Source organism: Arboricoccus pini (genome assembly GCF_900187945.1).
Classification (GTDB): Bacteria; Pseudomonadota; Alphaproteobacteria; order Geminicoccales; family Geminicoccaceae; genus Arboricoccus; species Arboricoccus pini.
Genome location: NZ_FYEH01000002.1, coordinates 349,670 through 372,910, shown reverse-complemented (window position 1 = coordinate 372,910; position 23,241 = coordinate 349,670). Strand labels below are relative to the sequence as shown.

Genomic DNA, 23,241 nt, shown 5'->3' with positions numbered 1-23,241 from the left:
CGATCGGAGATGGGGCTGTCGCTGGGCACAGGCGGCGTGAGAAAATCTGGCAAGGCATGAGCAAGGCGCGGACGGAACGGCAGGGAATAGCCCTGGGGCCGAGGCAATTCATCGCTTTAATGGCGGCACTGATGACGATGACGGCGATCGCCACCGACATCAATCTGCCAGCCATCGCAGCCACGGCTGCTAACCTCGAGGCGCCCCTAAGTCGCGGCCAGCTTACGATCACGCTCTTCTTCCTCGGCTATGCAGTGGGGCAGCTCTTCTGGGGCTCCCTGGCCGATCGGTTCGGCCGCAAGCCCGTCTTGATGGCGGGGATCGCCATCTATGTCGCAAGCTCGCTTGCCTGTGCGCTCTCTCCCGACATGAACACGCTCTTGTTCGCGCGCTTCGTGCAGGGCGCGGGAGGGGGGGCGGGCGCCATCATCTCTCGTGTCATGATCCGCGACCTGTTCGAGGGTGAGCGCATGGCGCGGATGATGTAGCTGATCCTGGCCGCCTTCATCATCGCACCCATCATCGCGCCTTCGATCGGCGCCTTGATCGAGCGGCTGGGCTCCTGGCGGCTGATCTTCGTCTTTCTCGTCGCCTACGGCATGATGCTCCTCGTCCTGGTCTGGCGCTTCCTGCCGGAATCAATCCGGGACTATCAGCTGGACGCCCTGGGCCCGAGGCGGTTGCTCGCGGGCTATGTCGTTCTATTCGCGCATCGCTCGACATTGTCAGCGACGCTGATCGTTGCCTTTGCCTATGCGATCTTGAACGTCTATCTGACCAATGCGCCGGCCATCTTCATGGTCGCGCACGGCATGGACGAGCAAAGCTTTGCGATCGGCTTTGCGGTGGTGGCAGCCTTCGTGGCGATCGGCAATCTCGTCAATGCGCGGCTTTGCCGGCTCGTGGCGCTGCGCAGCGTGATCCGCATCGGCCTGTGCGGCACGCTGGCAGCCGCTCTGCTGCTCCTCTTGATCGACAGGCTGGCACCCGGCTCCGGCTGGGCGCTCGTTTCGGGCTTTTGCCTCCTTTTCGTCTTTTATGGCCTCATTCTCGCCAACGCGACGGCGCTGGCGATGCAGGGGCATGCGGGCATGGTCGGCGCCATTAGTTCCTCGCTGGGCGTGGTGCAGACGGCGATCGCCGCCCTCTTTGGGGCGCTGGCGGCCTTTCTGTTCGATGGTACGGCGCGGCCTGCTCTCTTTACCATTCTCGGCTGCGCGTTGCTCTGCCTGGCAATCATTCGCTGGATCGCTCGGCCGGCTGCATAAGGCGTTACGTGGTGCGGCTGGCCGGCTCTGTTAAGCTTGTCGCCTGTTGCGCTAATAACGCGGTCCGATAGAACGGTTCGAGCTATCTTGGGACCAGGTTAAGATACTCTGTTGCCTAGGGCGCAACCAGGCGACGGGGGTTGCTACAGGTTTTGGAAGGAAGTGGGACGTGCGCAAAAGCTTGAGGCGCGAGGGGCCAGGAGCCCGAAAACTTGCTGGCCGTCCCAGTTCGCTCGCCATCGCCGCCATTTTGCTCGGCCTTTTGGGCAATCATGTGGCAGCAGCCACTCAATCGCCCGATGTCGGGGAGGCGACGATGCCGGCCGACGGCCTGGCGGCGGGACTGCAGGCGAGTCTGCAGCCGCTCGTGGCTGTCGATGCGCCGGCGCATAACGACATGCAATCCATGGCCATGGTCTATGCCGCGCGTGATTGGCAGCCGATCTGGACGGGTTCGGCCGATGCGCTCGCACGCGGTCAACTCGTGGTGGAAAGGCTGGCGGCGGCTGACCGCGAGGGGCTCGATCCCGAGGACTATGGCGTGAGTCAGATCGCCGCGCTGGCGGCCAAGGCCGACATGGCCTCGCTGGTCGAGCGTGAGACGCTGATCAGTGCCGCTTTGATTCGCTATGCGCGCGACGTGCATACGGGCCGGCTGCGCTCGACGATGAATGGCTTCGACATTCCGCTCTCAACCTTGCCCTTCGAGGCGGGAGGCTTCCTGACCGCGGCATCGACGGTGCCGGATCTGGCTTCCCTCCTGGACGCCCTGCCGCCCGCCCTGCCGGCCTATGCGCGTCTAAGGACGCTTTTGGCCTCCTTGAGTGCCAAGTCCGGCGAGCATTGGACGCCCGTGCCCAATGTGGGCAAGGTCGCGCCCGGCGCGGTGAGCGCGATGATCCCGGCGCTGCGCCAGCGTCTGACGCAGTCGGGCGATTTCAAAGGTGAGCTCGCGGGCTCGACTTATGACCCGCCGCTGGTCGAGGCGATGAAGCATTTTCAAGCACGGCACGGCTTGAACAATGACGGCGTCATTGGTGCGCAGACCTACGCGGCGCTGGGCGATGGGACCGGTTCGCGGCTGCGCGAGATCAAGGTCAACATGGAGCGGCTGCGCCATTTCGATCCCGATCCGAGCGGGCCTTATTTCGTCGTCAACATTCCCGATTACCGCCTGCAGCTGATCACGCCGGACGAGGCGACGGGCAAGCCGGTGGTCGCCTACGAGCAGCATGTCGTGGTCGGCACGGCCAAGGACCAGACGCCCACCTTCAGTGCCGATATGAGCTATATCGAGTTCAACCCGAACTGGCATGTGCCCAAGAGCATCGCCATCAAGGAGATGCTGCCCAAGATTCGCGCCGATCCCGGCTATCTGGAGCGCAATTCCTACCTGCTCCTCTCAGGCGGCCAGCCGGTCAATCCCTGGCTGGTCGACTGGAGCCAGGTGAACGCGCAGAACTTCCCCTACAGGGTGCGCCAGACCCCGGGCGGGCAGAACGCCTTGGGGCAGATGAAGTTCATGTTTCCCAATTCCTATAACGTCTATATCCACGACACACCCTCAAAGGCCCTGTTCGCCCGCCAGCGCCGCTCCTTCAGCCATGGCTGCATCCGGCTGATGAAGCCGATGGAACTGGCCGACCTCCTCCTCCAGCCGCAGGGCTGGAGCGACGCCATGATCCATAGTGTCCTGGATGCCGGGCGAACCCGGGTCGTGACCCTCAAGCAGGCAATTCCGGTCCACATCATCTATCTGACGGCCTGGGTCGACGAGAACGGCAAGCCGCAGTTCCGCGAGGACCTCTACGACCGTGACGAGGTTCTCGCCACGCGGCTGGAGGCAAGGCGTGGACGGCTGCTCGAGCTTCCGGGGGCCCCCACCGAGGCGCACGCGCAGCAGCAGTCGCCGACCTGAGGCCCTTCAGGCGGTCGCGAACGGCACGGGCTGGCCGGCAAAGCGCGTGGCGATGCGCGTGACCGCCGCCGGATCGCCGGTCGTCAGATAGCGGCATCCGGGCTCTTCGCCCGGCTGCCGCCGGAAGCGGGGATGCCGCTCGAGATAGGCGCGAAGGCTAAGTGCTGTGAGTTCGCCCTGGGAGAGCATGAGCGTCGCTGGCGGCAGGTGCCGCATGAAGAGCGATGCCACCAGGGGATAATGGGTGCAGGCAAGCGCGACGGCATCGAGGCGCCGCCCCTGGAGTTTGGCCAGGAGAGCCGTCGTCGATGCTCTGACCAGCGCCTCGAGGTCGGATTGGGCCGCGTCCCGCTCAATCGCCATCGCGAGGTCGAGGCAGGCTTCCTGGATCACCGAGACCTCGGGTGCCCGCTTGGCGACCTCGATCGGGTAGACGTCGCTCTCGACCGTCAGCTTGGTGCCGAAGACCCCGATTGTGGCTGGTGCCAGCGGTGCTCGCACCAGCGGTGGGCCTCCGGCCCAGGGCATGCCGGTCATGGCCTCTATCGTCGGCACGACGATTCCAAGAATACGCCGCTCAGGTGCCACCCTCGGCAGCCAGACCTGCTGCAGGGGGCGAAGGGCCCGCGTCGCCGCCGTGTTGCAGGCCAGGATGACGAGGCCGCAGCCGTGCTCGAAGAGCCGGGCACAGGCTGCCTGGGTGAAGGCCAGGACCTCCCCCGGCGGGCGGCTGCCATAAGGTGCTCGCGCATGGTCGCCTAGATAGAGAAACGATTCCCCCGGCAGTATCGCTGAGAGATGCCGCTGCACGGTAAGGCCGCCATGCCCGGAATCGAAGACGCCGATCATAGCGCTGGTACCCCGTTTGCGACCGGCCGTCCGCGCTTCGCCTGCCACTTTCCATGCCCTCGGGCGAACCCCGCTATGCCTGCCAACGGCCGAGAGGGATGGCGCGGACCGGCCACGCTTGAGATAATGCGCGACGGAGGCAGCCGAATGGGCCAGCGACAGGGGGTCCAGAGGCAGGGGAAGGTCAACGCATGTCGCCCTTAACGATCGAGGCCTATCGCGATGCCATGGCGCGGCTCTCGGCCGCCGTCAACGTCATCACCACCGACGGACCGGCCGGTCGCGGCGGCTTTACCGCCTCGGCCGTCTGCTCGGTCACCGATCGGCCACCGACCTTGCTGGTCTGCCAGAACCGCGCTAGCCGCCAGCACGCTGTCTTTGCGGAAAATGGCGTCCTTTGCGTCAACACGCTGGGTCCGGGCCACGAGACGATCTCCTCGATGTTTGCCGGTGTCGGCGACGTTCCGCTGGCCGAGCGCTTCCCCGAGGCGCACTGGACGTCGCTCACGACCGGTGCACCCGCCCTGCGCGAGGCCATTGTCTCCTTTGATTGCCGCATCACCGACCGCAGAGACGTCTCGACCCACACCGTCCTCTTCTGCGAGGTGGTCGACCTGCGCGTCAGGCCCGAGGCGCCGGGCCTCGTCTATTTCCGTCGCGTCTACCGCACCGTCGATGTGGCGCTCGATCCGCCGGCCTGAGGCCAGGATCTAGGCTAGGCTGGTTAGAGATTGGTCGGTGCCTACGGCGATGGCACGCGGCCTGATCCGCTCGCGCTCTGCCTGTCAAGCTGCCGATTCCAGCATCTGCAGCCGCTGCCCCCAATCGCGCATGCTCAGAAGCACGGGCGCCAGCGACCTGCCGAGTTCGGTCAGCTCATACTCCACCTTGGGGGGCACCTCCGGATAGACGATCCGGTTGATGATTCCGTCGGCCTCCAATTCCCGGAGCTGGAGCGTGATCATGCGCGGGGTCGCTGAAGGCGTGAGCCTGCACAGCGCGTTGAAGCGCAACTTGCCCTCCAGGAGATGGAACAGGAGCACCGGCTTCCACACGCCGCCGATGACCGAGAGCGTCGCCTCGACGGCGCAGCCGGTGCGGCCGGCCTTTCGCCGGTCGCGGCGCGTCGTCACAGTATCATCCATGATAGTACATGCTAAAATTGTTCATACTTACTCTTTTGTAGCCTCGGCCTTATCTAGCTCTTCCGTAAAGGAGGAACCATGCGACACTACAAACTGACTGGAAAAGAAAGCCCTCGGCTTATGAGGGACACTTTCGAGGCGACGCCGCCCGGTGCCGGCCAGATCGCCATCGATATCAAGGCGGCATCGCTAAATTATCGTGACCTCATCATCGCCAAGCGGTTCGGCGATATCGTGCCCATGTCGGACGGGGCTGGCGTGGTCACCGCCATCGGCGAGGGTGTGAAAGGCTTCGCGATCGGCGACCGTGTCGTCATCGGCTTCATGCCCGGCTGGGTGGAGGGCGCATTTTCGCCGGCCAAGAAGGCCACCAGCCTTGGCGGCCCTGGCATGGATGGCGTTTTGACCGAGCGGCTGGTCGTCGCCGCCACGGGTGCCGTGCCTATTCCGGACGCCATGAGCTTTAACGAGGCCGCGACCTTGCCCTGTGCCGGCGTCACGGCATGGTCCGCCCTCTTCGAGCGTCGTCCCGTCCAGCCCGGTGAGACGGTGCTGCTGCTCGGCACGGGCGGTGTTTCCATCTTCGCGTTGCAGCTGGCGAAGATGGCGGGTGCGCGCGTCATCATGATTTCCAGCTCGACCGCGAAGTCGGAGCGCGCCCGTGCTCTCGGCGCCGACGAGGTCATCAATTATCGCACTTGCGAGAGCTGGGAAAAGGAAGTGCTGCGCCTGACGGGCGGGATCGGCGTCGATCTCGCCGTCGACGTCGTCGGGCCGGCCACCCTCAGCAGGACGCTCGAGGCCACGCGCTTCGACGGCCGGATTTCCCTCATGGGCGTGATCTCCGGCTTTGATGGACCGGTCAATACTGGCGCCATCCTGGAAAAGCGCATCACGCTGCAAGGCATTTATGTGGGTCCCGTGGCGATGCTGCGATCGCTGGTGGCCACAGGTATCAAGCCGCAAGTCGATCAGGTCTTCGGCTTCGAGGATGCCGAGGCCGCCTATGAGGCGCTTCAAGGTGCCGGCCATTTCGGCAAGCTGGTCATCGAGGTCGCCGACTGACGGGGCACCCCTGAAGGATGAGTAAGGAATCCCGCGCGCGCATGAACAAGTGCCAGCGCGACGTCGGCGACGGGGTGCGGCCTTCCCGTGGCAAGATCCTGGGCAAAAGCGCTCGCGGTTTGCTGCCGGGGGGCAGGAGCGTTGGGGCGGGTCGTAAAGTAGATTTCCGCCTCAGCCTGAGGAGCGGATCCTGCCCGCATCGCGGCCCCGTCGCCAAGCCAGATGTCGAAAGGCGGGTCTCCCGCCTTGGCCGCGCAAGATAGCGGCCGGAGGCAAGGCAATTTTCGCGTCGACGATCACGGCATCGGTAGGCCGTTGGATAGTCGATGGACAGGCGACCGCTCGTTGAGAGGCTGCCGCAAGCATCGGCCATTTCCATGTCGGATATCGCCCACGGCATCCTCTGGCTTGCGAGGTGGGTCCAGCCACCCATCCTCGTCGACGGACGGCTAGGGGCATGCGTCATTGCGCGCGATGATCGGGCCATGGACAGGATATTGCCACATCGACTTCGATCTAGATGAAAATAAGACATTCCACGCCGCCGGATTCGTATGAATGCGGCGTCATATAAATCCGATAATTTCTTGTTCAAAAATTCAATGATGATTTTCAACGAAGATGGATGTTCTTTCTTTTTTGTTAATGAGATGAGAAAATATTGACATTATAGCGATATATGTTGCCGCCTTGTTAGGCGGGTATTGTCAGAAAAACGTTGTGGAAGTGGAACCCAATGCCGAGGGCACCCATTTGTCGGGGGCGAATGGATAACTAAAGGAGAGTCAGCCCCATGCGTACGACAAAGATCGCCGCCCTCGGATTGGCGGCCGCGCTATTGGGCGCGACAGTCCCGGCAATGGCCCAGAGCACCGATCAAGCATCCCCTCCGCCAGCCGGCGGCGATACTTCCGGAGCCGGTGCCAATTCCTCGGGTGTCGGCAACGCGCCCATGACGGGCGGCAATGCCTCGGGCGCCGGAAATACGCCCATGACCGGCGGCAACTCCATGACCCAGGATCAAATGGGCAAGGCCAAAACGGGCATGCAGACGGGCAAGAGCACCATCCACAGCCAGGCGAGCAAGGCCAGAACCCACACCCAGGCAGCCGCCAAAAGCGGCCAGAAAAAACTGACCCACGCCAAGAAACAGGTACAGGGCACGGCACCTTAATAAAAGAGTGAAGGGCCTTCGGCGACCAGGAGGCACCGCCTCCTGGACCTGGGGGCGATGGGTGGGTCGGACAGCGGGCGGCGCATGAGAGCTATTGTATAAGGACTATATTCCTTGTACAGTGGGCCCCATGGACTGGACCGATCGCCTCGCCCCCAAGCCGCCACGGCGCCGCTACCCCTTCTGGGCCAGGCGTGATCGCAGGCGCACGGCCCAGGCCATGGCGGCCGGACGTACCGCCCAGGAGATGGCGCTCGTCAACCGCGTGCCGGTCATGGAAGTCGAGAAGCTGCTGCGGGACGAGGAGTTCCAGGAGCTGCTTCGGCATTACAGCGCGGTGGCATCGCTCCCTTATGAGGAGCGCATCGCCCGGCTGGCACCCCTGGCGCTCTCCATCCTGGAGATGGGTCTGGAGACGGGCGACATGCGGGTCGCCATGTTCGTCCTCCATGAGCAGCACCGGGGCCGCGATCCGGCCCGGAGCATGGCCGAGCGTTTCGTCGCCCGGGCCGAGGCCGCCGCGCGGGAGACGCAGCCCAGGCCCGAGCGTCGCGAGGCCGCACCGCCGGCCGAACCGCGCCAGCCGCCGGGCGACTGGAGCCATTGCGCGGCGATACCCGAGCACCAGGAGGAGGCGGAAGCGCTGGCCCTGGCCGATCTGCGCCGGGTGGCGCGGGACAATCGGGCTGAGCTGAACCGGCTGGCGGACAAGCTGGCGTCCGAGGCCGAGCGGATGGGTACGGGCCTTGGTCAGAACGCGCTGCCCTCGCTTCGCCTGGAGGCGGTGGCGCGGGGTGTGGCGCGGTACTGGCACGAGCGGCCGGCGGAGAGCATGCAGGCGGCGATACGCTTGCAGGGTGCCCGGAAGATCGGCCGCTACGGGACCGGCCCGCCCTCGTGATCCTGGCCGGCTAAGACTCGATCCTCACCCGCACCAACAATCCCGCCCCAACCCGGGTCCAGGGGCCTTTCGGCCCCTGGCCGCCGGAGGCATCCCTGCTTTCTCGAAGGCCGACGGAGCCTGCTTCCTCCTCTCACGTAATCGGGCTTGGCGGATGAGCGGTTGTTCTCATACTGAGTGGGATTGCTGGGTTGTGGGGATGGGGTGGATGCGCGTCGCGGTATTTAGCGCCAAGCGGTATGATCGGGAGTTCCTGACGGAGGCGAATCGAGCGTTCGGGCACGAGTTGATCTTTCACGAGGTTATGCTCGAGCCGCATACGGTGACGCTGGCGGAGGGGTTTCCGGCGGTTTCGGTTTTCGTCAACGACCTTGTCGACCGCGAGGTGCTGACGGGTTTGTCGGCGGGGGGGACCAGGTTCATCGCCACGCGTTCGACGGGCTTCAACCACATTGATCTCGCGGCGGCGCGCGATCTGGGTTTGCGTGTGGCCCGGGTCGAGAGCTACTCGCCTTATGCCGTTGCGGAATTTGCGGTTGGATTGATCCTGGCGCTCAACCGGAAGATTCATCGCGCCTATAATCGCACGCGGGAGGGTAATTTCGAGCTGGACGGACTTTTGGGCTTTGATCTGCGCGGGCGCAGGGTGGGTGTCATCGGCACGGGCAAGATCGGCCGGGTCTTTGCTTCGATCATGCAGGGATTCGGCTGCGAGATTGTCGGGTTTGATCCGTTTCCCAATCCGGCGTTCGAGGCGCTGGGCGGTCATTATCTTACGTCGGCCGAGTTGATGGCGACGAGTGACATTGTTTCCCTGCACTGTCCGCTGACGGACGCGACGCGGCATATCGTCGATGCGGAGGCGCTGGCCCAGGCGAGGCCGGGCCTTCTTTTGATCAATACGAGTAGGGGCGGTCTCGTCGATACGCTGGCTGCCATCGAGGCGCTCAAGGCCGGGCGCATCGGTGGCCTCGGGATCGACGTCTACGAGCAGGAGGCAAGCTTGTTTTTTCGCGATCATTCGAGCGACGTCATCGGCGATGACGTCATCCAGCGCCTCGTTTCGTTTCCCAATGTCATCGTCACGGGCCACCAGGCGTTTTTTACGCGTGAGGCAATCGACACGATCTGCGCAACGACACTAGCGAATGTTCGGGCCTTCGAGGCGGGCGAGCCCTTGCTGAACGAGGTTCGGCTGTCATGAGCCGGTGACGGGGAGGCGGCCTCAGGCTCTGTCTGCTCGCGAAGTCATGGACGACGCGAGCTAAGGGCCCGACGCGTGCGTCGGCCGCAAGCGTGGCTGGCGGCTCGAGGCGGCGCGGTGGTCGATGCTGGCCTTGGCCTGTGGGCGTGACCTTCAGGACGCGACGGCCAGGGCCCTGCAACCTTCCATGAGCAGGGCGGCGGCGGCCGGCCGGAGGGGTTCGCTCAGGAAGAAGCCCTGGCCAAGCCGGCAGCCCATGTCGTGCAGGGCGATGAGCTGACGCTCGTTCTCGATGCCCTCGGCGACGACGGTGGCCTCGAGACTGCGCGCAAGGTCGATGACGCTGCGGACGACGGCGCGGGCGGCGGGAGAATGCAGCATCGTACGGACGAAATGGCGATCGATCTTGAGCTCGTCGAAGGGAAACTGGACGAGGTAGCTGAGGGAGGAGAAGCCGGTGCCGAAATCGTCGATCGATACGCCGATGCCATGTTCGCGGAAGCGCTTCAGGGCGTCGGAGGCGCGCACGACGTCGCGCATCAAGATACTCTCGGTGATCTCGATCGAGAGCCGGTCGGGGCGGACGCCGGCCGTGCGGAGAATGCCGATGGTGGAGCTGACGATATCGCCGTGGATGAATTGGGCGGCTGAGAGATTGACGGCGAATTTGAGCCAGGAGGCCAGTCCGCGGCCTTCCCATTCGGCGATCTGCCGCGCGGCCTCGGTGATCACCCAGGAGCCGAGGCGGCCGATCAGGCCGATTTCCTCGGCGATAGGCACGAAAACGCTGGGGCTGATGGGTCCCAGTTGCGGATGATCCCAGCGCAGCAGGGTCTCAAAGCCGGTCAGCTGTCGCATGGAAAGTTCGAATTTGGGCTGGTATTCGAGCCGCAGTTCGGTCCCGTTCGCGAGGGCGCCGTGGAGGTCGGCTTCGAGGCGTTTGCGGTGCGTATGCTGGGCGGCGAGGCTGGCCGTGAAGGAGGCGATCCGCCCACGTCCCTTCGACTTGGCGCTGGCGAGAGCTATTGCCGCGTTGCGGAGCAGGTCGGCGGTCGTGCTGGATTCTCGGTGCGTCATGGCGAGGCCGAGGCTGGCGCTGATGTGCACGACATTATCGTTGATGATGAAGGGCTGATGCAGCCGCAGTTGCAGGGCTTCTGCCTGGGCCATGGCAGCGCGATCGGAGCGCACACCCTGGCTGAGGATGGCGAATTCATCGCCACCCAGGCGGCAGATCATGTGGTTGCCCTCGCCCTCGCCGAGCCGCAGCGCCAGGGCCACGAGTAGCGCATCGCCGGCGGAATGGCCTAGCATTTCATTTACCGCCTTGAAATCGTCGAGATCGACGATCGTCAGGCTCAAGAGCGGCTGCGGGCGCTGCCGCAGTAGCTTGTCCAGGTGATCGAGCAGGAAGGCGCGGTTCGGCACGCCGGTCAGGACATCGCACTCGGCCAGAAAGCGGATCCGGTTCTCGGCCTCTTTGCGTTCGGTAATGTCGAGGGCGATGCGCACGGTGCGGTCGGGATTCGGGCCGGCGTCCCGAAGCGGCACGTCCGTCATCAGCATGGTTCGCTTTTTGCCGTCGTGCGCCGTGACCTCGACCTCGTGATAGCCGCCATGGCCGCCCGACGGCATATCCGCGCCGGTTGGCGGTGCCAGCATCCCCTGGGGAGGATAGGCGGAGCCGATGGTCGCCGTCTGCGAGACACCGAAGAATTGGGCGAAGGACCGGTTGACGAAGAGATAGCGACCTGCCTGATCCCTGGCCGAGATGATGGCAGGAAGGGAATCGATGACCGCGTGCAAATCCGCCTTGGCGGTCGAGACCTGCCGTTCGGCGGCCAGCGCCGTCTTGAGATGTCGTTGTTGCTGGCGCATGGCGCTAAGGAGCATGAGGACGAGGATGACGCCGGTCGCGGCGGTGGCCGCCATACCGAACGAGACGCGGCGGAACAAGGCAGCGCTCCGCGCGTCGTTCGTCTGCAGCGAGTTGACCTGCTTGGCGTTGATAGTGAGCGACAGGGTGCTGAGCGCGCTGCCTACATCGTCGAGTTGGCGTCGGATCGTCGCCGCGGCTACCGCGTCCCCGGCGTGCAATGCCTGAAGGCCGGGCTCGGTCCGTCGCAGTACCGCGAGGCTTGAGCGGACGAAATCCTGGACGCCATTCTCTCCCAGGAAGACGACGGCCGCCTGCTCGAAGCTGAAGACGTCGACACGGCTCCAGAACACCTCGAACTGCAGCATGAGGGCATCATGCGTGACGGTGGGGTCACCCTCTGCGTATCGATCGAGGTCGACCATAAGGCGACTAAAATGCGCCTGGGCCTGAAGCGTGAACCAGGTGCCGTCCCTGAGGACCCTCAATTGTTGCTCATGCCATTGATTGAGATCTTTGAGGCTCTGGGCGCCAAAGGAGATCAAAACTGCCAGCAGGCCCATCAAGGCGAGCACCGTCGTGCGCCGATCCCGCCAGAAACGTGCTCTGGCAAACTTGGTCAAGATACGGCCAGGGCGATCATGGCGCCAGAACCTCGATCGCGTCGAGCTGCCAGATCGACCAGCCCTCGACGCGATCAGTCAGCAGTTCTGGATGATCGCTGAAAGGAAATAGGATCCAAAGTGGACCCTTGTCGCGAACGCGGATCGGCTGGCCGTCCTCCTCGTAGGCCACGATCGCTAGGCTCGCGGCCGAGTCACTGAGATCGATCGTGATCGCGTAATCGTTGAGCGCTGTTGCCCGAACTATTGAGCCGCGTGCGCCGACCGCCGCCATTAGCGTCTTCAGGTTGACGCCTTTGAAGGTATGTGCCCCGGTGGTCCAGGGTGTGATGGTCTTGAACGATACCGATGGTAGCTGTTGCAGCCGAGGGAGTTCGTAGATGGTCTCGCCGCCCAAAGCGGCATCAATCGCGCCACGTATGACAAGGTGTCCGGGAATTTCTTCCTGTATCCTGGCGGTCTCGACCATGTCGGATGTCCCGCTGGCCGCATAGGCGCCCAGTCCAAGGAACAAACGCCTATTCATCGCCGCCTCGCTCGCCCTTCTTGCTGCCGGTGTCCCGACATCTACACGAACTTGCCTAACGATGTATAAATTTGCTGCAAAATTCGCGCAGTGGTGTCAATCGGCAACTAAAGATGCTGGGCCAGGAGGTCGGCCAGGTGTTGCAGGCCCGTCTCATCCTCACAATCGAAGCGTGCCGCGGTCGGACTATCCAAGTCGAGCACGCCGAGAAGCCGGTCGCCGGCGATCAGCGGCACGACAAGCTCCGCGCGGGATCGCGTATCGCAGGCGATATGACCTGGAAAGGTATGCACGTCGGCCACACGCAGGGTCTGGCGTGACGCGGCGGCGGTACCGCATACGCCTTGGCCAAGCGGGATGCGGACACACGCGGGCTTGCCCTGGAAGGGGCCCAGCACGAGTTCCTCGCCCTGCAGCAGATAGAAACCCGACCAGTTCAGGTCCGGGACCTGATCGTGGATCAGTGCTGCCGCATTGGCCAAATTGGCAATGCGATCCGTCTCGCCGTCAATCAGGGCCGAAAGCTGGCGGCCGAGATCTGCGTAGAAGGTGGGCTTGTCGTCGGTCTCAAGAGCGCTCGCGGCAAACCTCATCCTGGTCTCTTTCGTCCCGTGGCTCGCGGACAGACTTCTTAGCTGACCACCGCGCTTTAGACGAGCCGCAGGCCGCGGCGCTGGCACGCCAATTGATGCCGCTCGCTCAGTGCTCGAGGCAAAATATCCCGGATGCCGAGTTCGCACAGAATTTGTGCGCCGATCGCATGGAGTCGCGGATGGTCGCCTTCTTCCCGCGGCGGGCCACCGTCGATATCCGCATCGACGAGAATGATCACGCCGCGTCCCGCCTCGGCCATCTCCGCCATGGTCGCGGGCAGCGTCGGGGTCTCGCGCGTCGGCCGGTCACCGCCCAGCACGTCCGCCAGCAGATCGACGTCATGGGAGCCGACCGGCACTGGCACGCCACCTGCGACATCGCCCGTGACCAAGGCCAGATGCTCCTTGCCGCTCACGCGGTCGGCGAAGACATGCAGTTCGAAGTGGCCGCCATGCCGGCTGGCGAAGGGCAGGGCCGCCACTGGCTCGACGATCCGGTCACGATGCAGCCGGTATGCGACCAAGTCAGCAATCGAGCCAATCTTGATCCCGTGACGGGCACCGAACGCTAAAAGATCGGGCAATGTGGCCATGTCACCATCATCGGTCATGACCTCACAGATCACGCCCGACGGGTCGCGGCCAGCGAGCCGCGCCAGATCCACGGCCGCCTCGGGGCTGCCCTCGCGCGCCAGGACACCGCCTTCCTTGGCCGCCAGCGGAAACACATGGCCCGGCGAGACCAAGTCCGATTGGGTGGCCGCTCGATCGATCGCAACGGCGATGGTGCGTGCCCGATCGGCCGCAGATATCCCAGTCGACACGCCCGTCCTGGCCTCGATGCTGACGGTAAAGGCGCTATTCAGGCCGTTGGCTCGCCGTTGCGGCTGCCGCTCCAGCCGCAGAGCCCGGCAGCGCGCCTCGGTCAATGCCAGGCAGATCAGCCCCCGACCGTGCATCGCCATGAAGGTGACGGTCGAATCCGATGCCGCATCCGCTGGAATGATGAGCGCCCCTCGACCCTTCGCGGTCTCGTCATCGACGAGAATGACCATCCGCCCGGCGCGGGCCTCGACCAGGAGCTGCTCGGTCGTCGTCAGACCCTCGATCGCGTGCCGAACGACGCCCGGATGGGTCGGCCGATCCAGGTGGTCCGCGCCGCTTCCGGCTTCCAGCATGGTCAAGCTAGGTCGCGAAATGCGCCACGGAAATGGACCATCGGCTCGCCGCCCAGCACCTCGATATGGCGGACATCGCCGATGATGATGTCGTGATCGCCACCAGGCAGGATCTCGGCGGCGTCGCAGATCAAGGTCGCGAGATTGCCCGTGATCACGGGAAGTCGGTCGATGCTGCGCACATGCGGCGTCTCGCTGAACTTGTCCTGGCTCTTGCCGGCGAACCGCATCGCAACGTCGCGCTGCCCGGCCGAAAGGAAATTGATGCAGAACTTGCGGCTTTCATGCAGTGCCGGCAGCGAGGTCGAGCGCTTGTCGACGGCTATCAGGAACTGCATCGGGTCGAGCGAGAGCGACGTCACGGCGCTCATCGTAAGCCCGAAGGGACGATCCTGGGCGTCGATCGTCGTGATGATGGCCACACCACTTACCCAGTGCCCGGCTACCTGCTTGAAAAGATCCTTATCGGCGGCCAGCAAGCCGGTTTTGCGCTCGAGCGTCTGCGTGGTCATGAAATCGCCAGAGAAAATGAAAGGGTTGCGTTTAGTAGCGACGACCCGAGAGGAAATGCGAATCGGTGGGCGGCGTTTCAACCTCTGGGGCAAGCCGCGAGTCGGTCAGGCTGAGAATAACAGCGGCACCCGTCGTCAGAATGAGGAGGACGAGCATGACGAGGCTTTCGAACTCACCGCCGGATAAGATAGACATCTTCGTCTCCATCGTCTGGCTGCCAAACACGACAATTCTGATAGACAAATAATAAGTCGTCAAGCAGGGCCGCCCGGAGGGGCTGGTCAGGCGGAAGCAAATCCCATGCCATACCGTGATCCTGAGGCCCGTCGTATAGCCGGAAAGTGGCCGGCCCAAACGCGCATTGGCCGCTCGGCCGCCAGCGGCTAGAACGCCCGTTCCGATCTCCAGTAACGAAGTAGTCGATCGATGGTGAATGCCCTGCAGAAATCGCACGCCGATGGCGTGCCTGCCGATCTGGACGAAGCGGCGGACCTGATCGCTGCCTATGTGCGCCGTATTCTGGCTGCCCGCGTCTATGACGTCGCGATCGAATCACCGCTCGACCGGCTGGAAAAGCTCTCCGGACGCCTGGATGCTGACATTTTCTTGAAGCGCGAGGACCTGCAGCAGGTCTTCTCCTTCAAGCTGCGCGGCGCCTACAACAAGATGGCGAACCTTGATGCCGACAGCCTCGGCCGCGGAGTGATTTGCGCCTCGGCCGGCAACCACGCCCAAGGCGTGGCCCTGGCCGCCAGCCGGCTCGGCGGCCGGGCCGTTATCGTCATGCCGCTCACCACGCCTGGCATCAAGGTGCAGGCCGTGGCCGCCCTTGGTGGCGAGGTCGTCCTGCATGGCGATGGCTATGACGAGGCGGCAGCGCATGCGCGAAAGATCGCCGCAGCCGAAAGCCTCACTTTCATCCCCCCCTTCGACGATCCCGACGTCATTGCCGGCCAGGGCACGATCGGCATGGAGATCCTGCGCCAGCACACCGCTCCAATCGCAGCGATCTTCGTGCCGATCGGCGGCGGCGGATTGGCGGCCGGCATCGCTGCCTACGTCAAGTTTCTCCGTCCCGAGACCCGCATTATCGGTGTCGAGCCTGATGATGCAGCCAGCATGCAGGCGGCTATCCAGGCGGATGCCCAGGTGACGCTCGATCAGGTGGGGCTTTTTGCCGACGGCGTGGCCGTCCGACGAGTCGGCGCGGAGACGTTCAAGCTCTGCCGCCTGCTTCTCGACGAGATCATCACGGTCGATACCGATGCGGTCTGCGCCGCCATCAAGGACATTTTCGACGAGACCCGTTCGATCGCCGAGCCTTCGGGCGCGCTGGGCCTGGCTGGGCTCAAGAAATACCGCGAGCGGGAAGGGACCGTGCCAGGCGCGCTGATCGCCATCAATAGCGGCGCCAATCTCAATTTCGATCGCCTGCGGCACATCGCCGAGAGAGCCGAGATCGGCGAGCATCGCGAGGCCCTCCTGGCGGTCGGCATCCCCGAGCAGCCGGGCAGCTATCGACGGTTGATCCAGTCCCTCGGTCGGCGCGCGGTTACCGAGTTCAATTATCGCTTCGCCGGCGGCTCGCAGGCGCAGATCTTCCTGGGCGTGGCTCTGAACAAAGGCTTGGCCGAGGGGCGCGAGATTGCCCAGGCCCTAAGGGCGGAAGGCTATTCCGTCGTCGATCTCAGCGACAATGAGATGGCCAAGGTTCATGCCCGCTACATGGTTGGTGGTCGCGTAGAAGGCATCGCACACGAGCGCATCTATCGATTCCAGTTTCCTGAGCGGCCGGGCGCCCTCATGAAGTTTCTCGAGGGCATGTCCGCCAGCTGGAACATTACGCTTTTTCATTATCGCAACCAGGGTGCGGATTACGGCCGCGTCCTGGCCGGCATCCAGATCCCGCCCGGCGAGGAGGCCAGCTTTGCCACCTATCTGGAGCGCCTAGCCTATCCCTACAGCGACGAGACCGACAATCCGGCCTATGCCCTGTTTCTTGGCGCTTCCCCGGCCTCATGAGGCCGCCAAAACCCTATTGATTGACTCATCAATTAGGTTATAGTTCCGTTTTGGAAGGTGCCTGGAGCGTTTGCTGCGGTCCGGTTCCGGCGGCGCGGCTTCGGTCGCGCCGCCATTCCTCAGGCGCTGCGGGCCCCATCATGTGCCGGGGCAAGCAGGGTCAGCCTGCCGCCCGGTCTGCTGGCTGGGGGCCATCATAGCCCTCGACGATCAGGACGTCGGCCGTGGAAACGGGCCGGCGCAGAGCTATGGCCGCTTGGTACTCGGGCGACCCATAGCAGGCATTGGCGGCAGCGATATCGGGAAATTCGATGACGACGGTGCGCCCTCGCGCCTGCCCTTCGACGACCCGTGCCGTGCCGCTGCGGACCAGGAAGCGGGCGCCATATTTGCGAAATGCAACCGCATTGGCGGTAATATAGGCCTTGTAGGCCTCAGCGTCGGCCACATCGACCTGGGCCAGCCAGTATGCCTTGGTCATAGGGAATTCTTTCCGCCGTTGATCAAACGCTCAGTAAGGCGCGCGTATTGCAGGGCGGCAAGAGGGTGTTGGGACCGCCGTGCAGGATGGCCAAGGCAATGTAATCGGGCGGCAGGCCCGAGCCTGGCCCCAGATCCTGGCCACGTTCAAGCAATGGTGGCAGCAGATGCGTGCGGGAGCCCACTCCCTGCCGGCCGATCGGTCCTTTGACCTCAATGCGACCAAACGGCCCGAGGAGGACGCGGGTGGGGCTGGCAGCGAGAAGCAGAGGGACCAGACGATGCGTCTTGTCCTGCCACTGTCGCCCGGCCGCGAGAGATGCTTCCTCCAGAAGATGGGGCTCCTTGGTTCTGACGCAAAACCGGCAGGTCCGGCGACCCAGCCCCAGGTCGATCAGTTCGCAGTCATTCTCGCCCGGCATCAAGGCCATGTCGTCCGGTCCGAGCCGAGTGACGCAGTCAGGGTGAACGACCTTGAGTCGGGCACGATGCAAAGCCAGGACCACGGCCTCGGCGCCGCTCTCCAGGCTAACGGCGAAAGCGCGCATGCCAGGCCGGTCTTCCAGCAGCAACGCTCCATCGGTGGCACGCGCGCCCAGCCTGTCGTCTTGCATCTCCAGCCGGGTCGCGTCGTCGGGCACGAATTCGGCCACGGCCCCGGTCGTCCCCATGCTGCAGGCAAAGGAGCGCCCGCTTTCGGCCAGCCGCCGGAGCAAGGAAGCTCCCGTCCAGGGCAGGAGCTCGAAGGGCATGCGAAGGATCGCGCGGCGGTCAGGCAAATCCGCCCAGATCGCCGCCTGGGCGGGCGGCCTAAGGCCGGGCCAGGCGGTGATCTCGTCGGCCGTCCGGGCGCAGCCACGGCACCAGCCCGTCGCCGGGTCGAGCGCGCAGATCCCGGTGCAGGGTGAGGGGATGAGGCTCAAGTGCTGCGGCTCAGGCCGGCAGACCGTCCAGCACCATCCGGGCGATGCTGGCGCGATCCAGGCCGCCTGCCGTCCCCCGCTGGCCGATGACGACGAGACCGCCCTGGCGTGCCTCGTCCGGTCGCCAGGGACGGTCGTAATAGCGCTCGAGGCGCTGGCCCACCGCCTGGACGACGTGGCGGAGCGGCCGGCCATCGACCGCGAGGAAGCCCTTCACGCGGAGAATGTCGAAGCGCGCGATCGCGACCTTGAGCCGCGTCTCGATAAGGGCGGGATCGGCGATCGAGGGGACCTGTAGGACGAAGCTGTCGAACTCGTCATGGTCGTGATCCTGGCCGTCATCATGGTGCGAGGGGCGGCTCTCAAGATCGTCCTCGGCGCCGATGCCCAGGCCAAGCGCTACCACCGGATCTATCTTGCCGCCCTCCGCCCAGAGCAGCCCCACGCCCGGGCGCAGATAAGGCCGCACCAGAGCCTCGATCGCCGGCCGATCACCGGCGCCCACCTGATCCTGCTTGTTGAGCACGACGAGATCGCCACAGAGGAGCTGTTCCTCGAAGAGTTCCTCAAGCGGGCTGTCGTGATCGAGCGAAGGATCGGCGGCGCGCTGGTCGGCCAGGGCCGCCGGATCATGCGCGAAGCGGCCGGCAAGGACCGCCGCGGCATCGGCCAGGACGACGACGCCGTCGACGGTCACGGCGTTCCGTACGGCCGGCCAGGCAAACGCCTTGACCAGCGGTTTGGGCAGCGCCAGGCCCGAGGTCTCTATGATGATGTGATCGGGCTTCGGTTCCCGCGCCAGGATCTGGCGCATCGCCGGCAGGAAATCGTCGGCCACGGTGCAGCAGATGCAGCCATTGGCAAGCTCGATGACGTCCGTCTCGTCGCATTCGGCGATGCCGCAGCCTTTGATGATCTCCCGATCGGCGCCGATATCTCCGAACTCGTTGATGATCAGGGCAAGGGGGCGGCCCCGCACGTTGGCCAGGAGATGGCGGATGAGACTCGTCTTGCCGGCGCCAAGGAAGCCGGTAACGATCGTTGCCGGAATTTTCATGCATTTTCTCCTGCCCGGGACACCCCGCCCGGGTTGCTGGTGGACGTCAAGCTGCGACGGCAGGTCTCCTGGCTCAGGGCCTCGTTGTCCTGCCCGGCCTTCCCAGCGGCCAGGGCCGCCAGTGGCGCAGGAAAGGGCGGGACATGACCCTTTACAGTTGCGGGGGCAGCGCCGGCTGGAGCGCCATATCCAGGCACGCTTCCGGCTTCCCTTTTCGGCCCCTGATTTTAACGGGGCACCGTCCTCCCCATGGTGGCCGATGGCCGACGCCGCCGCAATGGCCCAAAGCGTGATTGAAATATGCGACCGGCTGCTTCGCACATGCGGGACGATGGAGTAGACCGCCTTATACCTTCGGCAAGAGGATTTTCTTCAGCGGAGAAGGGTCTATCATGGCCGTCGGCGGGGCGAGGCTCGAAGCGGTCCGGACGATCGTGGACTTTGCCCCCTTCATCCGCGAGCCGAAGGCTGCCGGTCGCTGGCTGGCAGGTCATGATGGTGGCATTCATGCGGCCCGACTTTCTTGGCACCCTTCCGATCGCCGGGGTGCCTAGCATCAAGGTCCCGGGCGGGGCCCGCATCCGGCGGCGCATGCCGGCGACAGGAAGCAAGGCATGAGCGAGGTGATTACGCCGCCGGTCAAGGGTGATGGGCCGACACCGCCGCGCGCGCATTATGAAGAGTTGATCGCCAAGACTCAGAAGATCGACGCCATAAGCTGCGCCGTGGTCCATCCCTGCGACGAGACCTCGCTCGAGGGAGCCATCGAGGCCGCGCGCATGGGCATTATCAGGCCACGGCTCGTGGGGCCGGCCGCGCGCATCCGCGCTGTCGCGGCCGAGCACGGGTTCGACCTTGGCGATCTGCCGATCGAGGACATGCCGCACAGCCACGCCGCAGCCGAACGCGCGGTGGCCCTGGTGCGCGAAGGTCAGGCCGAACTTCTGATGAAGGGCAGCCTCCATACCGACGAGTTGATGCGGGCCGTCGTTGCCAAGGAAGGCGGCCTGAGGACCGAGCGGCGCATCAGCCACGTCTTCATCATGGACGTGCCGACCTATCCCTTGCCGCTCTTCATCACGGATGCGGCCGTCAATATCTTTCCCGATCTCGAGACCAAGGCCGACATCGTCCGCAACGCGATCGACCTCCATCAAGGCCTGGGTCTGGGGCGGCCGCGGGTGGCAATCCTCTCAGCCGTCGAGACCGTCAATCCGAAGATCCCGGGCACCCTCGATGCAGCCGCCTTGTGCAAGATGGCCGAGCGCGGCCAGATCGAGGGCGGGGACCTGGACGGGCCCTTGGCACTCGACAACGCCATCAGCCCGGCGGCCGCTACCATCAAGCATATCGGCGGCAAGGTGGCTGGCCGGGCGCAGATCCTCATCGTGCCTGATCTCGAAGCCGGCAACATGCTGGCCAAAAATCTCTCCTTCCTGGCCAACGCCGATGCCGCCGGCATCGTGCTCGGTGCCCGGGTGCCGATCATCCTGACGAGCCGGGCCGACAGCCTGAAGACCCGGCTGGCCTCGGCCGGCGTGGCGGCGCTCTATGCCGATTATCGCCGCCGGAACGCGCCCTTGAAGGGATCGGCGCCATGACCGACACGATCCTCGTTCTGAATGCCGGCTCCTCCAGTCTCAAATTCGAGAGCTTCGCCGTCGAGAGTACTGGTGAGGGCAAGGAGCTTCGCTCGCTCCTGCATGGCGCGCTCAGCGGCATCGGCACCCCGCATGCGGCACTGAGCGTCAAGGACGAGAAGGGGGCCACGCTGGCCGACGAGGCCTTTGCGGAAGGCATCGCCGATGTCGAGGCCGCCCAGGATGTCGTCGGCCGCTTCTTTCGGGACCGCCAGGACGATGTCCGCATCCTGGCGGTCGGCCACCGCGTCGTCCATGGCGGTCTCAACTTCAAGGCGCCCGTCAGGATTGATGCCGCGATCCTGGAGGCCATGACGGCGCTGACGCCGCTGGCGCCCCTCCATCAGCCGGCCAACCTGGCGCCGATGCGCTCGATCCTCCGCCGTCGGCCGGACCTACCGCAGGTCGCCTGCTTCGACACGGCCTTTCATCGCGGCCACAGCGAGATCGCCGACCGCTTCGCCATCCCCGAATGGCTCTATGAGGACGGCGTGCGGCGCTACGGCTTCCATGGCCTGTCCTACGAATACATCGCCAGCCGGCTGCCGGCGGTGGCACCGCGGCTGGCCGCCGGTCGCACAGTCGTCGCCCATCTGGGCTCAGGGTGCTCGATGTGCGCCCTCGACGGCTGTCGCAGCGTCGACAGCACCATGGGGTTCACCGCCCTCGATGGCATTCCCATGGGCACGCGGCCGGGCCAGCTCGATGCTGGGGTCGTTCTTTATCTGATGCGGCAGAAAGGCATGAGCGGCGAGGAGATCGACCATCTGCTCTATCACGAATGCGGCCTGAAGGGCCTCTCGGGACGCACCAACGATGTGCGTGACCTGACATCGAGCCAAGATCCTCGCGCCAAGCTGGCGCTCGAGTATTTCATTACGCGCGCGGCCATGGCGGCAGCCGAACTCACCTGCTTCATGGGCGGGATCGACGGCCTGGTCTTCACGGCCGGCATCGGCGAGCACAGCGCCTTTGTCCGGGCGGGTATAGCCAAGCGCCTTGCCTGGCTAGGCGTGGAACTCGACGAGGCCGCCAACGAGGCTGGGGCACCGCTCATCTCGACGCCGGCCAGCCGCCTGGAGCTTCGCGTCCTGCCGACCGACGAGGAGCTCATGATCGCCCGCCATACGCTGGCCCTCCTGGAGGCCTAACCCCACCAGCCGCGACCGGCGCCGGCCGACCAGAAAAGCGGCTCTTAGTTGCCACCCGGCCCTAGAAGGGACGGGTGGCACCACCGTTTTCCCGATGCAGAAGATATTGCTCGACGAAGTCGCACTCCACGGCTTCGGCATAAGCCTTGGCCAGGCTTGTCGCCACCGGCCCCCAGACCTGACCCTCGGGGCCGACCTTGTTGCCGTTGATCGAGACGGCGGGGCAAAGGCAAAGCGAGGTCGAGGTGATGAAGATCTCCTCGGCATTATAGGCATCGTAGAGATCTAGATCCGCCTCCCGCACGCCGAGGCCCATCTTGGCTGCAAGATCCATGACCATGCCGCGCGAGATGCCAGGAAGGACATATCGCTCCTGCGGGGTGAAGAGCTGGCCGTCCTTGACGAGGAAGATGTTGGAGCCGTTGCCCTCGCAGAGATTGCCATTGATGTCCAAGAGGATCGCCCAGGCGGCGGGATCGATGGCGCTGACCTCCTGCGAGGCCACGATCAGGTTCAAATAATTATGGGTCTTTGCCCTGGGGGTCAGCGAGGAAGGCGGCGTGCGCCTCGTCGAGGGGACGATGATCCGGATGCCGTCCTCGAACATCCGCGCCCGCTGGCGATAGGGGATCGGGCGGCATTCGACGATCACGTTGGGACCATGATAGTCGATATGGTCGTCCTGGCAGGGATCAACGCCACGGCTGATGCGCTGGCCCACCCAGTAATCCTCATGCGGCCCGAGGAGGTGGCGGTTGCGCTCGAAGACTTCCTCGCTCAGCCTCGTCATCTCGGCCGGTGACACGCCGGGATCGATCCGTAGATATTTCAACGAACGATAGAGCCGGGTGATGTGCTCATCCAGGCGGAATATCCTGCCATTGAAGGTCCTCGTGACATCGAAGCAACCGTCGCCGCCGGTCCAGCTGCGGTCGCGAAACGGTATCAGGACCTGGCTTTCGGGCAGAAACTTGCCATTGAACCAGGCCACTCGTTCGTTGCTCAGCGTCATCGGTCCCCCCGTCAGCCTCGTGTGGCCTCAGTGCATGCAGCTTGAATGCCACACGCTTTCTTGACGAATGACTGCATCTCTCGGGCTGTGCCAGCGCACCTGCCAAGATAGAAATCCCGACGG

The 23,241-nt window shown here is 64.5% G+C and carries 21 protein-coding genes, 1 pseudogene and 1 riboswitch; of the genes and pseudogenes, 10 read left to right on the top strand and 12 right to left on the bottom strand.

Features of this window, described 5'->3' with window-relative positions:
* The first annotated feature begins 56 nt into the window (after positions 1-56).
* A pseudogene (locus tag CFB17_RS04470) lies at positions 57-1,268 on the top strand (multidrug effflux MFS transporter).
* 169 nt (positions 1,269-1,437) lie between these two features.
* Positions 1,438-3,186 (top strand): L,D-transpeptidase family protein, encoded by a 1,749-nt coding sequence (locus CFB17_RS04465; protein WP_088560180.1) that lies wholly within the window; start codon positions 1,438-1,440, stop codon positions 3,184-3,186.
* Between the two features lie 6 nt (positions 3,187-3,192).
* Here the strand turns inward: CFB17_RS04465 and CFB17_RS04460 are convergent, their stop codons facing one another.
* Positions 3,193-4,083, bottom strand: a complete 891-nt coding sequence (locus tag CFB17_RS04460; protein WP_243389722.1) for a glutamate racemase — start codon at positions 4,081-4,083, stop codon at positions 3,193-3,195.
* 143 nt (positions 4,084-4,226) lie between these two features.
* On the opposite strand from CFB17_RS04460, the gene CFB17_RS04455 reads away from it, so the two are divergent.
* A complete protein-coding gene (locus CFB17_RS04455) occupies positions 4,227-4,736 on the top strand; it encodes a flavin reductase (protein WP_088560178.1) in 510 nt (169 codons plus the stop codon).
* An 84-nt stretch (positions 4,737-4,820) separates the two neighbouring features.
* Here the strand turns inward: CFB17_RS04455 and CFB17_RS04450 are convergent, their stop codons facing one another.
* On the bottom strand, positions 4,821-5,180 hold the full coding sequence (locus CFB17_RS04450) for a winged helix-turn-helix transcriptional regulator (RefSeq protein ID WP_088560177.1): 360 nt from the start codon (positions 5,178-5,180) through the stop codon (positions 4,821-4,823).
* 120 nt (positions 5,181-5,300) lie between these two features.
* On the opposite strand from CFB17_RS04450, the gene CFB17_RS04445 reads away from it, so the two are divergent.
* The 4 genes from CFB17_RS04445 to CFB17_RS04430 all read left to right on the top strand — a co-directional run bounded on the left by CFB17_RS04445 (position 5,301) and on the right by CFB17_RS04430 (position 9,524).
* The gene (locus tag CFB17_RS04445; RefSeq protein ID WP_207761929.1) at positions 5,301-6,245 is read left to right on the top strand and encodes a zinc-dependent alcohol dehydrogenase family protein; all 945 of its coding nucleotides are present in this window, start codon (positions 5,301-5,303) and stop codon (positions 6,243-6,245) included.
* 793 nt (positions 6,246-7,038) lie between these two features.
* Positions 7,039-7,419, top strand: coding sequence for a hypothetical protein (locus CFB17_RS04440; protein WP_088560175.1), 381 nt, complete (start codon positions 7,039-7,041; stop codon positions 7,417-7,419).
* 130 nt (positions 7,420-7,549) lie between these two features.
* Complete coding sequence (locus CFB17_RS04435; RefSeq protein WP_088560174.1) at positions 7,550-8,320, top strand: hypothetical protein; 771 nt, start codon at positions 7,550-7,552, stop codon at positions 8,318-8,320.
* 208 nt (positions 8,321-8,528) lie between these two features.
* Entirely contained in the window at positions 8,529-9,524 is a 996-nt protein-coding gene (locus CFB17_RS04430; protein WP_088560173.1) for a 2-hydroxyacid dehydrogenase, read from the top strand.
* Between the two features lie 153 nt (positions 9,525-9,677).
* Here CFB17_RS04430 and CFB17_RS04425 read toward each other — a convergent pair whose 3' ends face one another.
* From CFB17_RS04425 to CFB17_RS19115, 6 genes are all read right to left on the bottom strand, one after another.
* Positions 9,678-12,023, bottom strand: coding sequence for a putative bifunctional diguanylate cyclase/phosphodiesterase (locus tag CFB17_RS04425; RefSeq protein WP_088560172.1), 2,346 nt, complete (start codon positions 12,021-12,023; stop codon positions 9,678-9,680).
* 16 nt (positions 12,024-12,039) lie between these two features.
* Positions 12,040-12,492: an oxidoreductase gene (locus tag CFB17_RS04420; protein WP_133063835.1), complete on the bottom strand. Its 453-nt coding sequence runs from the start codon at positions 12,490-12,492 to the stop codon at positions 12,040-12,042.
* 164 nt (positions 12,493-12,656) lie between these two features.
* Complete coding sequence (locus tag CFB17_RS04415; RefSeq protein ID WP_088560170.1) at positions 12,657-13,142, bottom strand: GAF domain-containing protein; 486 nt, start codon at positions 13,140-13,142, stop codon at positions 12,657-12,659.
* Between the two features lie 56 nt (positions 13,143-13,198).
* Positions 13,199-14,320, bottom strand: coding sequence for a 3,4-dihydroxy-2-butanone-4-phosphate synthase (gene ribB / locus CFB17_RS04410; RefSeq protein ID WP_165769420.1), 1,122 nt, complete (start codon positions 14,318-14,320; stop codon positions 13,199-13,201).
* Between the two features lie 2 nt (positions 14,321-14,322).
* Positions 14,323-14,832, bottom strand: a complete 510-nt coding sequence (locus CFB17_RS04405; protein ID WP_088560168.1) for a flavin reductase family protein — start codon at positions 14,830-14,832, stop codon at positions 14,323-14,325.
* A 31-nt stretch (positions 14,833-14,863) separates the two neighbouring features.
* Entirely contained in the window at positions 14,864-15,028 is a 165-nt protein-coding gene (locus tag CFB17_RS19115; RefSeq protein WP_165769419.1) for a hypothetical protein, read from the bottom strand.
* A gap of 300 nt (positions 15,029-15,328) precedes the next feature.
* Between CFB17_RS19115 and ilvA the strand changes: the two genes are divergently transcribed.
* Positions 15,329-16,855, top strand: coding sequence for a threonine ammonia-lyase, biosynthetic (gene ilvA / locus CFB17_RS04395; protein ID WP_088560256.1), 1,527 nt, complete (start codon positions 15,329-15,331; stop codon positions 16,853-16,855).
* Between the two features lie 160 nt (positions 16,856-17,015).
* Here ilvA and CFB17_RS04390 read toward each other — a convergent pair whose 3' ends face one another.
* From CFB17_RS04390 to cobW, 3 genes are read right to left on the bottom strand one after another with little or no spacing between them, the layout of a single operon-like run.
* On the bottom strand, positions 17,016-17,336 hold the full coding sequence (locus CFB17_RS04390; protein ID WP_088560166.1) for a DUF1330 domain-containing protein: 321 nt from the start codon (positions 17,334-17,336) through the stop codon (positions 17,016-17,018).
* A 22-nt stretch (positions 17,337-17,358) separates the two neighbouring features.
* Positions 17,359-18,258 (bottom strand): DUF1289 domain-containing protein, encoded by a 900-nt coding sequence (locus CFB17_RS19440; RefSeq protein ID WP_243389721.1) that lies wholly within the window; start codon positions 18,256-18,258, stop codon positions 17,359-17,361.
* 10 nt (positions 18,259-18,268) lie between these two features.
* Positions 18,269-19,315, bottom strand: a complete 1,047-nt coding sequence (gene cobW, locus CFB17_RS04380) for a cobalamin biosynthesis protein CobW (protein WP_088560165.1) — start codon at positions 19,313-19,315, stop codon at positions 18,269-18,271.
* 41 nt (positions 19,316-19,356) lie between these two features.
* Positions 19,357-19,573: riboswitch (cobalamin riboswitch) on the bottom strand.
* Positions 19,574-19,929: 356 nt separating this feature from the next.
* Between cobW and CFB17_RS04375 the strand changes: the two genes are divergently transcribed.
* Together CFB17_RS04375 and CFB17_RS04370 are read left to right on the top strand one after the other, a co-directional pair.
* Complete coding sequence (locus CFB17_RS04375; RefSeq protein ID WP_088560164.1) at positions 19,930-20,916, top strand: phosphate acetyltransferase; 987 nt, start codon at positions 19,930-19,932, stop codon at positions 20,914-20,916.
* Positions 20,913-22,106 carry an acetate/propionate family kinase gene (locus CFB17_RS04370; RefSeq protein ID WP_088560163.1) on the top strand — a complete coding sequence of 398 codons (1,194 nt, stop codon included), beginning with the start codon at positions 20,913-20,915 and terminating at the stop codon, positions 22,104-22,106. The genes CFB17_RS04375 and CFB17_RS04370 overlap by 4 nt, the downstream gene beginning before the upstream one ends.
* A 61-nt stretch (positions 22,107-22,167) precedes the next feature.
* Here CFB17_RS04370 and CFB17_RS04365 read toward each other — a convergent pair whose 3' ends face one another.
* A complete protein-coding gene (locus CFB17_RS04365; RefSeq protein ID WP_088560162.1) occupies positions 22,168-23,118 on the bottom strand; it encodes an aminotransferase class IV in 951 nt (316 codons plus the stop codon).
* Positions 23,119-23,241: the final 123 nt, after the last annotated feature.

Bases quoted from the DNA above. Each gene is read 5' to 3' on its own strand.
- CFB17_RS04370 (WP_088560163.1), top strand. From the start codon at position 20,913: ATGACCGACACGATCCTCGTTCTGAATGCCGGCTCCTCCAGTCTCAAA.
- CFB17_RS19115 (WP_165769419.1), bottom strand. From the start codon at position 15,028: ATGTCTATCTTATCCGGCGGTGAGTTCGAAAGCCTCGTCATGCTCGTC.
- CFB17_RS04445 (WP_207761929.1), top strand. From the start codon at position 5,301: ATGAGGGACACTTTCGAGGCGACGCCGCCCGGTGCCGGCCAGATCGCC.
- CFB17_RS04375 (WP_088560164.1), top strand. From the start codon at position 19,930: ATGAGCGAGGTGATTACGCCGCCGGTCAAGGGTGATGGGCCGACACCG.
- CFB17_RS04455 (WP_088560178.1), top strand. From the start codon at position 4,227: ATGTCGCCCTTAACGATCGAGGCCTATCGCGATGCCATGGCGCGGCTC.
- CFB17_RS04435 (WP_088560174.1), top strand. From the start codon at position 7,550: ATGGACTGGACCGATCGCCTCGCCCCCAAGCCGCCACGGCGCCGCTAC.
- cobW (WP_088560165.1), bottom strand. From the start codon at position 19,315: ATGAAAATTCCGGCAACGATCGTTACCGGCTTCCTTGGCGCCGGCAAG.
- ribB (WP_165769420.1), bottom strand. From the start codon at position 14,320: ATGCTGGAAGCCGGAAGCGGCGCGGACCACCTGGATCGGCCGACCCAT.
- CFB17_RS04440 (WP_088560175.1), top strand. From the start codon at position 7,039: ATGCGTACGACAAAGATCGCCGCCCTCGGATTGGCGGCCGCGCTATTG.
- CFB17_RS04450 (WP_088560177.1), bottom strand. From the start codon at position 5,180: ATGGATGATACTGTGACGACGCGCCGCGACCGGCGAAAGGCCGGCCGC.
- CFB17_RS04390 (WP_088560166.1), bottom strand. From the start codon at position 17,336: ATGACCAAGGCATACTGGCTGGCCCAGGTCGATGTGGCCGACGCTGAG.
- CFB17_RS04430 (WP_088560173.1), top strand. From the start codon at position 8,529: ATGCGCGTCGCGGTATTTAGCGCCAAGCGGTATGATCGGGAGTTCCTG.
- CFB17_RS04420 (WP_133063835.1), bottom strand. From the start codon at position 12,492: ATGGTCGAGACCGCCAGGATACAGGAAGAAATTCCCGGACACCTTGTC.
- CFB17_RS04415 (WP_088560170.1), bottom strand. From the start codon at position 13,142: ATGAGGTTTGCCGCGAGCGCTCTTGAGACCGACGACAAGCCCACCTTC.
- CFB17_RS04405 (WP_088560168.1), bottom strand. From the start codon at position 14,832: ATGACCACGCAGACGCTCGAGCGCAAAACCGGCTTGCTGGCCGCCGAT.
- CFB17_RS04365 (WP_088560162.1), bottom strand. From the start codon at position 23,118: ATGACGCTGAGCAACGAACGAGTGGCCTGGTTCAATGGCAAGTTTCTG.